The organism is Microbispora sp. H13382, from assembly GCF_014161445.1.
GTDB lineage: Bacteria > Actinomycetota > Actinomycetes > Streptosporangiales > Streptosporangiaceae > Microbispora.
This window is the reverse complement of record NZ_JABBXA010000013.1, coordinates 190939-204962: the sequence shown is the minus strand read 5'-3', so window position 1 is coordinate 204962 and position 14024 is coordinate 190939. Positions and strand designations below refer to the sequence as shown.

14 protein-coding genes and 1 pseudogene are annotated in these 14024 nt (G+C 71.8%); 10 read left to right on the top strand and 5 right to left on the bottom strand.

Annotation, left to right across the window (positions count from 1 at the left end):
• Positions 1-48 precede the first annotated feature (48 nt).
• Both HHX41_RS25155 and HHX41_RS25150 read right to left on the bottom strand, forming a co-directional pair.
• On the bottom strand, positions 49-2160 hold the full coding sequence (locus tag HHX41_RS25155; RefSeq protein WP_182907956.1) for a RecQ family ATP-dependent DNA helicase: 2112 nt from the start codon (positions 2158-2160) through the stop codon (positions 49-51).
• A gap of 64 nt (positions 2161-2224) precedes the next feature.
• Positions 2225-2686 (bottom strand): ester cyclase, encoded by a 462-nt coding sequence (locus HHX41_RS25150; protein WP_182907955.1) that lies wholly within the window; start codon positions 2684-2686, stop codon positions 2225-2227.
• Between the two features lie 119 nt (positions 2687-2805).
• Here HHX41_RS25150 and HHX41_RS25145 point away from each other — a divergent pair, with 119 nt between their 5' ends.
• Positions 2806-3381 (top strand): GNAT family N-acetyltransferase, encoded by a 576-nt coding sequence (locus HHX41_RS25145; protein ID WP_182907954.1) that lies wholly within the window; start codon positions 2806-2808, stop codon positions 3379-3381.
• Positions 3382-3567: 186 nt separating this feature from the next.
• A complete protein-coding gene (locus HHX41_RS25140) occupies positions 3568-6096 on the top strand; it encodes a DNA topoisomerase (ATP-hydrolyzing) subunit A (protein WP_182907953.1) in 2529 nt (842 codons plus the stop codon).
• A gap of 44 nt (positions 6097-6140) precedes the next feature.
• Here HHX41_RS25140 and HHX41_RS25135 read toward each other — a convergent pair whose 3' ends face one another.
• Complete coding sequence (locus HHX41_RS25135; protein ID WP_169984601.1) at positions 6141-7097, bottom strand: GlxA family transcriptional regulator; 957 nt, start codon at positions 7095-7097, stop codon at positions 6141-6143.
• Positions 7098-7371: 274 nt separating this feature from the next.
• Here HHX41_RS25135 and HHX41_RS25130 point away from each other — a divergent pair, with 274 nt between their 5' ends.
• Positions 7372-7854, top strand: a complete 483-nt coding sequence (locus tag HHX41_RS25130) for a hypothetical protein (RefSeq protein ID WP_182907951.1) — start codon at positions 7372-7374, stop codon at positions 7852-7854.
• A 2-nt stretch (positions 7855-7856) separates the two neighbouring features.
• Positions 7857-8144 (top strand): DUF3817 domain-containing protein, encoded by a 288-nt coding sequence (locus HHX41_RS25125; protein WP_182907950.1) that lies wholly within the window; start codon positions 7857-7859, stop codon positions 8142-8144.
• Between the two features lie 4 nt (positions 8145-8148).
• Here HHX41_RS25125 and HHX41_RS25120 read toward each other — a convergent pair whose 3' ends face one another.
• On the bottom strand, positions 8149-8520 hold the full coding sequence (locus HHX41_RS25120) for a VOC family protein (RefSeq protein ID WP_169984604.1): 372 nt from the start codon (positions 8518-8520) through the stop codon (positions 8149-8151).
• 138 nt (positions 8521-8658) lie between these two features.
• Between HHX41_RS25120 and HHX41_RS25115 the strand changes: the two genes are divergently transcribed.
• The 6 genes and pseudogenes from HHX41_RS25115 to HHX41_RS40900 all read left to right on the top strand — a co-directional run bounded on the left by HHX41_RS25115 (position 8659) and on the right by HHX41_RS40900 (position 11821).
• Positions 8659-9159: a carbonic anhydrase gene (locus tag HHX41_RS25115; protein ID WP_169984605.1), complete on the top strand. Its 501-nt coding sequence runs from the start codon at positions 8659-8661 to the stop codon at positions 9157-9159.
• A gap of 198 nt (positions 9160-9357) precedes the next feature.
• A complete protein-coding gene (locus HHX41_RS25110) occupies positions 9358-10365 on the top strand; it encodes an SPFH domain-containing protein (RefSeq protein ID WP_182907949.1) in 1008 nt (335 codons plus the stop codon).
• A gap of 15 nt (positions 10366-10380) precedes the next feature.
• A complete protein-coding gene (locus tag HHX41_RS25105; RefSeq protein ID WP_169984607.1) occupies positions 10381-10704 on the top strand; it encodes a hypothetical protein in 324 nt (107 codons plus the stop codon).
• A gap of 225 nt (positions 10705-10929) precedes the next feature.
• A complete protein-coding gene (locus HHX41_RS25100) occupies positions 10930-11220 on the top strand; it encodes a hypothetical protein (RefSeq protein ID WP_182907948.1) in 291 nt (96 codons plus the stop codon).
• Between the two features lie 114 nt (positions 11221-11334).
• Positions 11335-11415 (top strand): annotated as a pseudogene (locus HHX41_RS42380) (DUF6210 family protein); the annotation flags it as partial.
• 109 nt (positions 11416-11524) lie between these two features.
• Complete coding sequence (locus HHX41_RS40900; RefSeq protein WP_182907947.1) at positions 11525-11821, top strand: hypothetical protein; 297 nt, start codon at positions 11525-11527, stop codon at positions 11819-11821.
• Positions 11822-11858: 37 nt separating this feature from the next.
• On the opposite strand, the gene HHX41_RS25090 is transcribed toward HHX41_RS40900, so the two are convergent.
• Positions 11859-13931: a type IIA DNA topoisomerase subunit B gene (locus HHX41_RS25090; protein ID WP_169984609.1), complete on the bottom strand. Its 2073-nt coding sequence runs from the start codon at positions 13929-13931 to the stop codon at positions 11859-11861.
• Positions 13932-14024 lie beyond the last annotated feature (93 nt).

Below are 14024 nucleotides of genomic sequence, written 5' to 3'. Positions count from 1 at the left end.
GTGTCAGGGGTGCGCCGGTCCGGCCCCGGGCCGGGGCTCGGGAGGCGGTCAGCTCGTGACGGCCAGGGCCAGGGGCAGCACGGCGGGTGCCCCGGCGTGACGCACCTGGGCGCCGGCCAGCGCCATCGTCCATCCGGTGTCGACGCGGTCGTCGACCAGCAGCACCGGCCCGCCCGCCGCCGCGATCCTCGCGGCGACGTCACGCGGCATCGCGAGCGTGCCCCGGATCGCCGACACCCGCTGGGCGCTGTTGTGCCTGGCCGCGGGCGACCCGTTGCGGTAGCCGAGCGCCCCGAGATGCTCCAGCCGGCCGACCTGGGCGAGCCGCTCGGCGAGCGATCCGACCAGGACCGGCCGCGCGCCCGACGGCACCGCGACCACCGCCACCGGGCGCCGCTCCCACTCCCACGACTTCAGCACCTCGATCACGGCCGCGAACACGTCGTCGGGGACCGGGCCGTCCCCCGCCGCGAACAGCTCGCGCAGCCGGGTGCCCCAGCCGATGTCGGTCAGGCGGCCGAGCGCGCGGCCCGGCTCGGCGCCCAGCTCCGGCTTGATCCGCCCCTTCAGGTCCGGCAGGCCGGTGGGCCACTGGCGGCGCGGCTCGATCTCGACGCCCGGGCGCGCGAGGCGCTCGTGCGCGGCCCGGACGGCCTCGTCCGGCACCTCGGCGGAACGGTGGGCGCCGGTGCAGTTGTCACACCTGCCGCAGGGCGTCGCGGACTCGTCGTCGAGGTGACGGCGCAGGTACCGCTCCCGGCACTCGGTGGTCGCGATGTATCCGAGCATCGCCTCCTGCTCCGCCCGGCGCTCGGCGGTCACCCGGGCGTAGCGCTCGGCGTCGTAGCTCCACGGCTCGCCGGTGGCCTCCCAGCCACCCTTGACCCGGCGTACGGCGCCGTCCACGTCGAGCACCTTGAGCATCATCTCCAGCCGGCTCCGGCTGAGGTCGACCCTCGTCTCCAGCGCGGCGGTGGACAGCACTCCCCCCTCGGACAGCGCCTCGAGCGTGGCTCTGACCACGCCCTCCGGCGGGAAGGCGAGCGAGGCGAAGTAGGCCCAGATCTCCCGGTCCTCGGGGCCGGGCAGCAGGATGACCTCGGCCCGCTCGACGCCGCGGCCGGCCCGGCCCACCTGCTGGTAGTACGCCACCGGCGAGGCGGGCGCGCCCACGTGGACGACGAAGCCCAGGTCGGGCTTGTCGAAGCCCATCCCGAGCGCCGAGGTCGCCACCAGCGCCTTGACCCGGTTGCCGAGCAGGTCCTCCTCGGCCGCCAGCCGGTCCGCCGGCTCGGTCTGGCCGGTGTACGCCGCGACGGTGTGCCCCTGCTCGCGCAGGTACGCGGCGATCTCCTGGGCCGCCGCGACGGTCAGCGTGTAGACGATGCCGGAGCCCGGCAGCTCGTGCAGCGTCCTGGCCAGCCAGGCGAGCCGCTGGTCCGCACCGCCCAGCCGTACGACGCTCAGGTGGAGGCTCTCGCGCTCCAGCGGGCCGCGCAGGACGAACACCTCGCCGCCGGGCAGTTCGTCCCACTCCTGGGTGACGGCGAGCTGCTCGGCGACGTCGCGGGTGACCCGGGCGTTCGCCGTGGCCGTCGTGGCCAGCACGGGGATGCCCGGCGGCAGCTCGGCCAGCAGCGTGCGGAGCCTGCGGTAGTCGGGCCGGAAGTCGTGGCCCCAGTCGGAGATGCAGTGGGCCTCGTCGATCACCAGCAGCCCCGCGCTGCCGGCCAGCTCGGGCAGCACGTTGTCGCGGAAGTCGGGGTTGTTCAGTCGCTCGGGGCTGACCAGCAGCACGTCGACCGCGCCCTCGGCGACCTGGCCGTAGACCTTCTCCCACTCCTCGGGGTTGGCGGAGTTGATCGTCTCGGCGTGGATGCCGGCCCGCTCGGCCGCGGCGATCTGGTTGCGCATGAGCGCCAGGAGCGGGGAGACGATGACCGTGGGCCCCTCGCCGAGCTCGCGCAGCAGCGCGGTCGCGATGAAGTAGACGGCCGACTTTCCCCAGCCGGTGCGCTGCACCACCAGCGCGCGTCTGCGGTCCATGACCAGGGCCTTGATCGCAGCCCACTGGTCGTCGCGCAGCCGCGCGTGATCGCCGGCGAGCGCCCGCAACCGGGCCTCGGCCTCTTCCCGCAGCGTCACCTCTTCTTCGCTCACCCGCCCATTGGTACCAGGTCCGGCCGACCGTTTCCGCCGCGACGGCGGGAGGCGGGGCGGGAAGCTAGCCGCGTTCTCCGGACGCGCCGCTTCCGGCGCCCTCGTCTCCGAAGCGGAGGGGGAACCGCAGGCCGAGCTGCGAGTAGATCTGAAGCTGGTCGTAGTAGAAGCGGTGGCTGAGGATGAGGTCGTCCTCCAGGTGCCAGAACCAGGAGGCGCGCACGCTGATGCTGTGGCCGGTCGGGGCCAGGACGTCCCCTCCCGCGACCAGGTAGAGCCCGGTGTGCGTGCCCGTGGACATCAGCTCCAGCGCCACCGCGTCGCCAGCGAAGATCTTCTCCCAGAGCGTGAAGTGCAGATCGGGAAAGCCCTCCCATATCTGCAGGATGAAGGAGCCGATCTCCTCGCGGCCTTCCGCCTCCATCTCCGGTCCGACGACCACCGCGTCCGGCCCGTAGCACCGCGACAGCGCGTCCAGATCGTGTGCGTTCCACGCGTCGAGCGTCCGGTCCACGACGTCGTACACTGCGGCAGCCTCCCCTCCTGGTGAGAGTACCCCCGGCCGCCTCGCAGGCGTCGCGGCCGCATGTCGACGCCTGCGGCGGGACCGACCCGGACGGGCGTCGTGGTTGGATGAATCCCGCTATGGACGTGACCACCTGGTATCTCGAACAGACCAGCCCCGCCGACCTGCGGCCGGGACGGCCGCCCGCGCTGCCCGCGCGGGTCGTCCGCGCCGAGGTCCCCAGCCCGGAGTTCAGCCGCTTCCTCTACACCGCCGTGGGCGGCGACTGGCAGTGGACCAACCGGCTGCCGTGGACCTGGAAGCAGTGGAAGGACTGGCTCGACCGGCCGGGCGTCGAGACCTGGGTGGCCTGGGTGCGCGGCACCCCCGCCGGGTACGCCGAACTGGTGGCCCAGGACGGCGGCACGGTCGAGATCGTCAACTTCGGGCTGCTGCCGTACGCGATCGGGCAGGGCCTCGGCGGGTGGCTGCTGGGCGAGGCCGTGGCCCGCGCCTGGGATCTCGCCGAGCGATGGCCGGGGCGGGGGACCACCCGGCGGGTCTGGGTGCACACCTGCTCCCTCGACGGACCGGCCGCGCTCGCCAACTACAAGGCCCGGGGCTTCCGGATCTACGACGAGAAGCTGAACGTGCCGGGCGACGAGGACGAGGGCGAGACGCCCGGCCCATGGCCCGGCGCCGGCCCCCGCGACTGACCGGCCCGCGACCGCAGGCGCTGTCCCGTCGGGGAAGCCGGGACGGCGGGCGCGGGCCCGGCGATATGGTGTGAGTCGCGAACAGGATGAACTCTCGGCAGAATGTTCGAGACACACCACCGATGTTGACCTTCCCCGGCTCCGACGGGCCGGGGCCCGGCTCCTCGACACGCAGGAAACCACGACATGGCCCGACGCACGACGACACCCCCGCCGGACGAGGACTTCGAGGAGCGGATCGTCGACATCGACGTCTCCGCGGAGATGCGGACGAGCTTCCTTGAGTACGCCTACTCGGTGATCTACCAGCGCGCGCTGCCCGACGCGCGCGACGGCCTCAAGCCCGTCCAGCGCCGCATCCTCTACTCCATGAGCGAGATGGGCCTGCGGCCCGAGCGCGGGCACGTCAAGTCCTCCCGCGTCGTCGGCGAGGTGATGGGCAAGCTCCACCCGCACGGCGACTCGGCCATCTACGACGCGCTCGTACGGCTCGCGCAGCCGTTCTCGATGCGCCTGCCGCTGGTGGACGGGCACGGCAACTTCGGGTCTCCCGACGACCTGCCCGCCGCGATGCGGTACACCGAGGCCCGCCTCGCCCCGGCCGCCATGCTCATGGTGCAGTCGATCGACGAGGACACCGTCGACTTCAAGCCCAACTACGACGGCCAGGAGACCGAGCCGTCGGTCATGCCGTCGGCGTTCCCCAACCTGCTGGTCAACGGCGCCTCCGGCATCGCGGTCGGCATGGCCACCAACATGGCCCCGCACAACCTCGGCGAGGTCATCGCCGCGGCCCGCTTCCTGATCAGGAAGCCGACCGCCACACTCGACGAGCTCATGCGCTTCGTCCCCGGCCCCGACCTGCCGACCGGCGGCACGATCATCGGCCTGGGCGGCGTCAGGGACGCGTACGAGACCGGCCGCGGCACCTTCAAGATGCGGGCCAAGGCCACGATCGAGCAGGTCACCCCGCGCCGCAAGGGCATCGTCGTCACCGAGCTGCCGTTCAACGTGGGCCCCGAGCGGGTGGTCACGAAGATCAAGGAGCTGGTGAACGCCAAGAAGCTCACCGGCATCGCCGACCTCAAGGACCTGACCGACCGGCACAAGGGCCTGCGCCTGGTCGTCGAGGTCAAGAACGGCTTCAACCCCGAGGCCGTGCTGGAGGAGCTCTATCGGCTGACGCCGATGGAGGAGACCTTCGGCATCAACAACGTCGCCCTCGTCGACGGCCAGCCGCGCACGCTCGGCCTGCGCGAGCTGCTGTCGGTCTACGTGGACCACCGGCTCGACGTCGTGCGCAGGCGCTCGGCGTACCGGCTGCGCAGGCGCGAGGACCGGCTCCACCTCGTCGACGGCCTCATCATCGCGCTGCTCAACATCGACCAGGTCATCCGGGTGATCCGGAACTCGGACGACACGGCGCAGGCCCGCGCGCGGCTCATGGAGACCTTCGAGCTGAGCGAGATCCAGGCCAACTACATCCTCGACACCCCGCTGCGCCGCCTGACCCGCTACGACAAGCTGGAGCTCGACCGGGAGAAGGAGCAGCTCCAGGCCGACATCGCCGAGCTGAACGAGATCCTCGGCTCGGAGGACCGGCTGCGCAAGGTCGTGTCGTCCGAGCTGGCCGAGGTGGCCAAGACGTACGGCACGCCGCGCCGCACGGTCCTGCTCGAGTCCTCGGATGCCGCCAGGAGCGCCGTCGTGCCGCTGGAGGTGCCCGACGACCCGTGCCTGGTGATGCTGTCGTCCACCGGCCTGCTCGCCCGTACGACCGACGCCTCGCCGATCTCCGGCGAGGGTGAGCGCACGGCGCACGACGTGCTCGTGTCGGTGGTCCGCTCGACCGTACGCGGCGAGGTGGGCGTGGTGACCTCCCAGGGCCGGTTGATCCGGGTCTCGGTGCTCGACCTGCCCGCGCTGCCGCCCTCGGCCAACCCGCCCTCGCTGGCGGGCGGGCACCCGGTGTCGGAGTACGTCTCGCTCGAACCGGACGAGAAGGTCGTCGGCCTGGGCTCGCTCGACCCGGACGGCCCGGGCCTCGCGCTCGGCACCAGCCAGGGCGTGGTCAAGCGGGTCGTGCCCGAATATCCCGTCAACCGCGACGAGTTCGAGGTGATCGGCCTGCGGGACGGCGACGTGGTGGTCGGCGCCGTCGAGCTGACCTCCGCCGACCACGACCTGGTCTTCATCACCAGCGACGCGCAGCTGCTGCGCTTCCCCGCCTCGGTCGTACGGCCTCAGGGACGCCCGGCCGGCGGCATGGCCGGCGTGCGCCTCGACGGAGACGCGAAGGTGGTCTTCTTCGGCGTGGTCGATCCGGCGCGTGAGGCACGCGTGGTGACGGTCGCCGGCTCCTCCACGGCCCTGCCCGGCACCCAGATGGGCGCGGGCAAGGTCTCCGACTACGCCGACTTCCCGCCGAAGGGCCGGGCGACCGGCGGCGTGCGCGCCCAGCGCTTCCTCAAGGGCGAGGACGTCCTGCTGCTCGCCTACGCCGGCCCCGTCCCGGTGAAGGCCGTCTCCTCGACCGGAAAGCCGGTGCCGCTGCCGGATGAGCTGGGCCGCCGCGACGGCTCGGGCGTGCGCCTCGTGCACGCCATCGCCGCGATCGGCGGCGCGCTCGGCGCGGACGGCGACGACGAGGCCGCCGCGACCGAGGGCGGCATGGCCACCACCGGCGACACCGGCGGCGAAGAGCCGGTCTCGTAGCCGTCTCGGAGTCCGCCCGCCGCCCGCGCCGGGCGGACTCCGGTTCAGGTGCCGGCCGGGCCGCCCTGGAAGGACGAGCGGTACGCCTGCGGCGTGGTCCCCACGACCCGCTTGAACCGCTCCCTGAACGCGGTCGGCGACCCGAACCCGGCCTGCGCCGCGATGCGCTCGATGCCGTGGTCGGTGTTCTCCAGCAGGTACTGCGCCCGCCGCACCCGGGCCCGCAGCAGCCACTGCAGCGGAGTGGTGCCGGTCTGCTGACGGAAGCGCCGGCTGAAGGTGCGCTCGCTCATCCCGCCTCGGGCCGCCATCTCCGCCAGGGTGAGGTCGCGGCCGAGGTTGTCCTCGATCCACGCCAGCACCGGCTCAAGCAACGAGCCGCCGGGCACCGGCGGATGCTCGTGGACGATGAACTGGGCCTGGCCGCCCTCCCGTTCGAGCGGCATCACCGACAGGCGGGCGGCGTCGGCCGCGACGGCCGAGCCGTGGTCGCGCCTGATCATGTGCAGGCACAGGTCGAGCCCGGCCGCCGCGCCCGCGGAGGTGAGCACCTGCCCGTTGTCGACGTACAGCACGTCCGGCCGCACGTCCACCGACGGGAACCGCCGGGCCAGCTCGGGCGCCGCCGCCCAGTGGGTGGTCGCGCGCAGGCCGTCCAGCAGCCCGGCCGCCGCGAGCGTGAACGCGCCCACGCAGATCGAGGCGAGCCGGGTGCCCCGCGCGGCCGCCTCGCGCAGCGCCTCCAGCGCCTCGGCCGGGGCCGGCCCGGACCGCTCCGAGCAGCCGGGGACGATGATCGTGTCGGCCTCCGCCAGCGCGTCCACGCCGTACGGCACGCGCAGGGCGAACGCCTCGGTCGCCACTTCGGGGGCGGGCCCGCACACCCGCACCCGGTACGGCGTGCGGCCGTCCGGCAGGCGGGTGCGGCCGAACACCTCGATCGGGGTCGCCAGATCGAACGGCACGACATGGTCCAGCGCCAGGATCGCCACGGTGTGCACGGTCGCCACCATAGACGGGATCCCGCCAGTGGAGATACCTCCGCCGTCGCGTGAACATCCTGGTGACCGGACTTGGCGGGAATCCGTTGACCTTTGTCGTTCTCGCCGCTGGGATCGACGACGGCCGCACTCCTACGGTTGGTGACCGCACACCGACGACGAGGAGAGATGCCGATGCAAGCGCAGTTCGTGCTGTCCGACGGGTTCGACCCCCTGGACGTCCTCGCGCCGTACCCGTCCTCGCGCGCCGCCCGCTGATCGGGGACCGCGCACGATGACCAAGTTCTTCCTGGCCGTCCACGTCCTCGCCGCGATCCTCGCGATCGGCCCGGTCGCCGTGGCGGCGAGCATGTTTCCCACCGCCGCCCGGCGTGCGGCGGATCGGAGCACAGCGGATCGGAACACACAGGCCGGCGGCCCGGCGGTGCTCCGCGTCCTGCACCGCGTCTGCCGCGTCTACGCCGTCGCGGGCCTGGCCGTGCCGGTCTTCGGGTTCGCCACGGCGAGCGCCCTCGGTGTGCTCGGCGACGCCTGGGTCATCGCGTCCGTCGCGCTCACCGGCGCCGCGGCCGCGATCCTGGCCCTGGCGGTCCTGCCCCGCCAGGACACCGTCCTCGCCCGGCTCACCGCCGGGGATCCCCCGTCCGCCGACGCCGGGGCGGCGAGGCTCGCGATGCCGACCGGCGTCTTCAACCTGCTGTGGGCGGCCGTCACGGTGCTGATGATCGTCCGTCCCGGCTCGACCACGGGAGTCTGACCATGTCGCGCCCTCACGCCGCCCTGCGTGCCGCCGCCGCCGTCGAGCTGGGGTCCCTGGCCGTCCTCCTGGTCAACCTGGCCACCACGCACCTGCCGCCCGTGTCCTCGCTCGTCGGCCCCCTCCACGGCTGCGCGTACCTGTTCGTCGTCGTGGCCGCCGCCCGCGACGCGGGATGCGACCCGGCCGGCAAGATGCTGGCCTGGCTGCCGGGGATCGGCGGCCTTCTCGTCCTGCGGCGCCTCGCGCGCACGCCCCGGGAGAAGGCCGCCTCCGATTCCCCGCGGTGAGGCGTCAGGACGAGACGCACAGGCAGAACGGGTGTCCCGCGGGGTCGAGGTAGACGGTCCATCCATGCCCCGCGCCGGGCTGGTGGTCATGCCTGACCGCGCCCAGGGCCAGCGCCTCCTTCTCCGCCCTGACCGGGTCGTCCACGACCAGGTCGAGGTGGAACTGCTGCGAGTGCCCGGCGTCCGGCCACGCGGGCGGCCTGTGGCCGGGCACCCGCTGGAAGGAGAGACGGCCCTGGTCGTCCCCGGTGAGGGTGACCCAGTCATCCTCCTCGCTCGTCACCTTCCAGCCCAGCAGCCCGGCGTAGAAAGCGGCCAGGGCTTTGGGATCCGGGCAGTCGAGCACCACCGAGTACATGCGTGCGACACCGCTCATGGGTGGACCTCTCTTCCGATGGGAACAACACCAGTAAAGACCTTATACCGGTGTTTTGCCGGGGAGCCAGACGCCGCGGTGGCGAAAATCGCCACCCCCGCAGGGAGCGGCGAGAGGGCATCGGGCAACATCTGTGACATGACCGCTGCCTTCGACGATCTGCTTGCCGCCAACGAGAAGTACGCGAGCACGTTCACCCACTCCGGACTCAGCGGCCGCGCCTCGCGCGGACTCGCCGTGGTGACGTGCATGGACTCCCGCATCGACCCCCTCGGCCTGCTCGGCCTGACCGCCGGCGACGCGAAGATCCTGCGCAACGCCGGCGCCCGGGTGACCGACGACGTCCTGCGTACCCTCGTCCTCGCCGTCTACCTGCTCGGCGTCGACCGCGTGCTGGTGATGCCGCACACCGACTGCCGGATGTCCAAGTCGACCGACGAAGACGTGCACAACCTCATCGCCGCCGAGCACGGCGTCGACACCCGGAGCCTGGAGTTCCAGACGGTCCCCGACCAGCGGGCCGCGCTGCGGCACGACATCACCCGCATCAAGTCCAGCCCCTACCTGCCGGGCGACCTCGTGGTGGGCGGCGCGCTGTACGACGTGCACACGGGACGGCTCCAGCCCGTCGAGCTCTGATCTACGGTTCCCAGCGGCAGGCTCCCCGCGGGCCTGCCGTACGGGCCGGGCGTGGGCGCCTCCGGGACCGGCGGCGCGCTTCGGGCGGCGGGACGGAACCCGGCCGGGAGGCTGCTACGTTCTTCTGCTGAATCGCGAAAACGCGCGCCTCTCTCCCCCCGGTCACATCACCGGTTCCGAGCCCCCACAGGAGCCCGCATGCCCCGCACCCCCTCCTCCGCCTCCGGCGGCACGTCGCGCCGGTCCTACCGCGGCATCGCCATCCTGGTGATCCTCGCGCTCATCGTCGTCGGCGCGCCGGCCCTGATCGGCGCGTTCAGCGGGTTCGAGCGCACCAGCGGCGGAGAGGTGGCGGTCGTCCGCGACGGCGGGCCGCTCGACGACAACAAGGTCCGCCAGGTCATCGACCCCGGTTCCGGGGTCGCCTGGATCGGCTGGTGGTCCCAGATACACCGCTATCCGGCGCAGCAGCGGTTCTACACGATCACCTCGAACTCCGGCGAAGGCGAGAAGTCCGGCGTCGACGTGGTCAACGTGCCGAGCAGCGACGGCGTCAACATGGGCATCGAGGGCACGCTGTACTTCGGGCTCAACCTCGACCACCGGACACTGGCGTCGTTCGACGACAAGTTCGGCACGCGCAAGTTCCGCAGCACCAACGGCGGGACCTACTACCCCTGGGAGGGCGACGAGGGCTGGTCCGCCTTCCTCGACCAGATCATCCGGCCGGTGATCGACAACGACCTGCGCACCCAGATCAACAACTTCCGCTGCGCCGAGCTGGTCTCCTCCTGTGCGCTCGTGCAGAACAACAGCGCCGGCCAGCAGGCGGGCGTGCCGCAACAGGGCAACAACGCGAACATCGCCAAGATCCAGAACGCGGTGAACACGAGCCTGGCCGAGGACCTCAAGTCGACCCTCGGCGCCGACTTCCTCACCAACATCCACTTCAACCTCTCGCGGGTCACTTTGCCGACCGAGGTGCAGGAGGCGGTCAACCAGGCGCAGGCCGCGTTCGCGAAGGTCACGGAGGCACAGGCCAAGGTCGCCCAGGCACGCGCCGAGGCGGAGGCCAACAAGGCCCGGCAGGACGGCTACAACAAGTGCCCCACCTGTGCGGAGATCGAGAAGCTGAAGGCTCTGCCCCAGGGCATCACGGTGTACGCGCCGGGCAATACTGGAGGCGTCGCTCTGCCCACCAAGTAGGGAGCCGGGACCCCGATGCGCCTGCTCGCCCTTCCCATCACGCTCATCGTCATCGCGATACTCGTGTATCTGCTCGTGACGCTCGCACGCGGCGGGAAACCGGCGTCCCGCCGGGAGGCGGCCGGCGCACCCCGGTGGGAGACCGACACCGTCATGGAGAACGGGTGGACCCTGATCGTCGTGCGCAAGGTCGCCCTCGGCCCCGCCGGGCCGGTGGAGCTGGCCAGGCAGACGGTCAAGGCGATCCGGGACGACGACCCGGACTGGGACGAGCTCTACCGGGAGGGCATGGTGGAGGCCCGCAACCGGGTCAGCACGCTGGAGATCGAGTCCGGCTGAGCCCGCCGGAGGGCGGCGAGGACAGCCCCTCGATGAACGACTCCCGCACCCGGGCGACGTCCTCGGCGGGGGGAGGCCGCACGGTCACATGGCTCTTCCGGTCGCGATCACGCCCGGGAGATGGCCGCGTTGGCCGCTTCCGGACACCGCCCGCCGGATCGGGCAGGGCCGGTTCGGGTAGAGATGCGTGCGTCCGACACCCCCTCCCCCGGAAGGACGCCCCCCATGAAGGCTCTGGTCACCCGCGTGTCCACGATCTGCGCCGCAGTCGCCCTGGCGGGCGCCGTCACCGCCGCACCCGCCGCAGCGCAGGACACCGCCGCCTACACCTGCACGTACGGCACCCGAATCCTCGTGAACGACTGGCAGGGCTACGGCATCCTCGCCCGGGAATGCACGGGGTCGGGCACCGGCGTCGCGGGGACGATCACTCTCGAGACCGGGACCTACCACTGCCACAGGGTGGTCCGCGTCACCGACACGGAACCCCTCTACATCGCCGGCTACGACTGCTGAGCTCACGACGGCGAGCCGGGGCCCGGCGGTGCACCGGTCAGGCGTCGATGTGGTCGCGGTCCACCTCGGGCGGCGTGGTGACCGCGGACGAGCGGCGACCGCCGGCTGTACGTCGTGGTGGAGGCCGGGACCGGGATCTTCTACCAGCAGCAGTACGGCGGCACGGCCTGCCGCCAGGGGCAGGTGGAAGGCTTCCTCGTCCCGAACTGGCCGCTTCCGGACACCGCCTGCCAGATCGGGCCAGGGGTTGTCCGGGTAGGGAGGCATGCGTCCACACACCTCCCCCCTGGGAAGGACGCCCCCAATGCACGCTTTGCTCACGCGCGTGTCCACGATCTGCGCCGCGATCACCCTGGCGAGCGCCGTCACCGCCGCGCCCGCCGCGGCGCAGGGCACCGCCACCTACACCTGCACGAGCGGCAACCGAAACTTCATATCCGACTTGGCGGGCTACTTCATCATCGCCACCGGCTGCACGGGGCCGAGCACTACCGGCACCGTCGGCGGGGGGACGATCGCCATCCCGTCCGGGACCTATGGCTGCCGGACGGTGAACTTCCGTCCGGAGATCATGGACCTTCTCACCGCCCAGGGTTGCTGAGCTCACGCCGGTGAGCCGGTGCCCGGCGGGGCACCGGTCAGGCGTCGATGTGGTCGCGGTCCACCTCGGCGGCGCTGCCGATGATGAACTCGCGGCGCGGGCCCACGTCGCTGCCCATGAGGAGGCTGAAGATGTGCTCGGCCTCCTCCACGTCCTCGATCTTGACGCGGCGCAGGACGCGATGGCGGGGGTCCATGGTCGTCTCGGCGAGCTGGTCGGCGTCCATCTCACCGAGGCCCTTGTAGCGCTGCACGGGGTCCTTCCAGCGCTTGCCGCGCCGCTCCAGGTCGCGCAGGACCTTGTGCAGCTCGGCGTCGCTGTAGGTGTAGATGTACTTGTCCTGGCCGCGCCCGGGGTTGGTGACCTCGATGCGGTGCAACGGCGGCACGGCGGCGAACACCCGCCCCGCCTCGACCATCGGCTTCATGTAGCGGTGGAACAGCGTGAGCAGCAGGCAGCGGATGTGCGCCCCGTCCACGTCCGCGTCGGCCATTAAGATGATCTTGCCGTAGCGAGCCGACTCGATGTCGAACGAACGGCCGGACCCGGCGCCCACCACCTGGATGATCGCGGCGCACTCGGCGTTCTTGAGCATGTCGGCGACCGACGCCTTCTGCACGTTCAGGATCTTGCCCCGGATCGGCAGCAACGCCTGGAACTCCGAGTCGCGTGCGAGCTTGGCCGTGCCCAGCGCGGAGTCGCCCTCGACGATGAACAGCTCGCTGCGGTCGACGTCGTCGCTGCGGCAGTCGACCAGCTTGGCGGGCAGCGCCGAGTTCTCCAGGGCGGACTTGCGCCGCTGGTTGTCGCGGTGCACGCGGGCGGCGATACGCGCCTTGGCGGCGGCGACGATCTTCTCGAGCACCGCGCGCAGCTGCTGCTTCTGCCCCCGCTTGGGGTTGGCGAACAGCGCCTTGAGCTCCCGGGTGACCACGTGGGCGACGATGCGGCTGGCCGCGGAGGTGCCGAGCACCTCCTTGGTCTGGCCCTCGAACTGCGGCTCGGGCACCCGCACGGTGACCACCGCGGTCAGCCCTTCGAGGATGTCCTCCTTGGTCACCGGCTCGTCGCCGTTCTTCAGCAGCCGGGTCTCCCTCAGCTGCTCGTTGATCGTGCGGACCAGCGCCCGCTCGAACCCGGCGACGTGCGTGCCGCCCTTCGGCGTGGCGATCACGTTCACGAAGGAGCGTACGGTCGTCTCGTAGCCCTTCCCCCAGCGGACCGCGACGTCGACGGTGAGCTCCCGCTCGGTCTCCGTGGGCGTCATGTGGCCCTGCTCGTCGAGCACGGGGACCGTCTCGTGGAAGTGGCCCTCGCCCTGCAGCCGCAGCACGTCGCACACGGCCTCGTCGCGGGACAGGAACTCGGTGAACTCGCCGATGCCGCCGTCGAAGCGGAACGACTCCTCGACCGGCTCCTCGCCGCGGAGGTCGCGCACCACGAGCGTGAGCCCCGGCACCAGGAAAGCCGTCTGGCGCAGCCGGACGTGGATCTCGTCGAGCGAGACCTCCGCCTCGGGCAGGAAGATCTGCCGGTCGGCCCAGAAACGCACGCGCGTGCCGGTGACGTCGCGCGGGGCCGGGCCGCCGTCGCGCAGGCCGGACTTCTTGCGGAACTTGGCGGACGGGCCGTCGCCGTCGAACACGCCGGGCACGCCCCGGCGGAAGCTGATCTGGTGGACCTTGCCGTCGCGGTCGACCTCCACGTCCACCCGGGAGGACAGCGCGTTGACCACCGAGGCGCCGACGCCGTGCAGACCGCCCGAGGCGCCGTAGGAGCCGCCGCCGAACTTGCCGCCCGCGTGGAGCTTGGTGTAGACGAGCTCGACGCCGGCCAGGCCGGTCTTGGGCTCGATGTCGACGGGGATGCCGCGCCCGTTGTCGTGGACCTCGACCGAGCCGTCGGGGTGCAGCTCGACCTCGATGCGGGTGCAGTAGCCGCCCAGCGCCTCGTCGACCGCGTTGTCCACGATCTCCCAGAGGCAGTGCATGAGGCCGCGCGTGTCCGTGGAGCCGATGTACATCCCCGGGCGCTTGCGGACGGCCTCCAGGCCTTCCAGCACAGAGAGATGACGGGCGGTGTACCCCGTCTCCGCGCGAACCGCAGTCACACCCAACTCCCACTTATCAATCGAACACGCGTACGCAGCTTAACGCCACTCATGTTTGTACGCGTACAAGCTTGCCAGGCGCAGCACGATGAC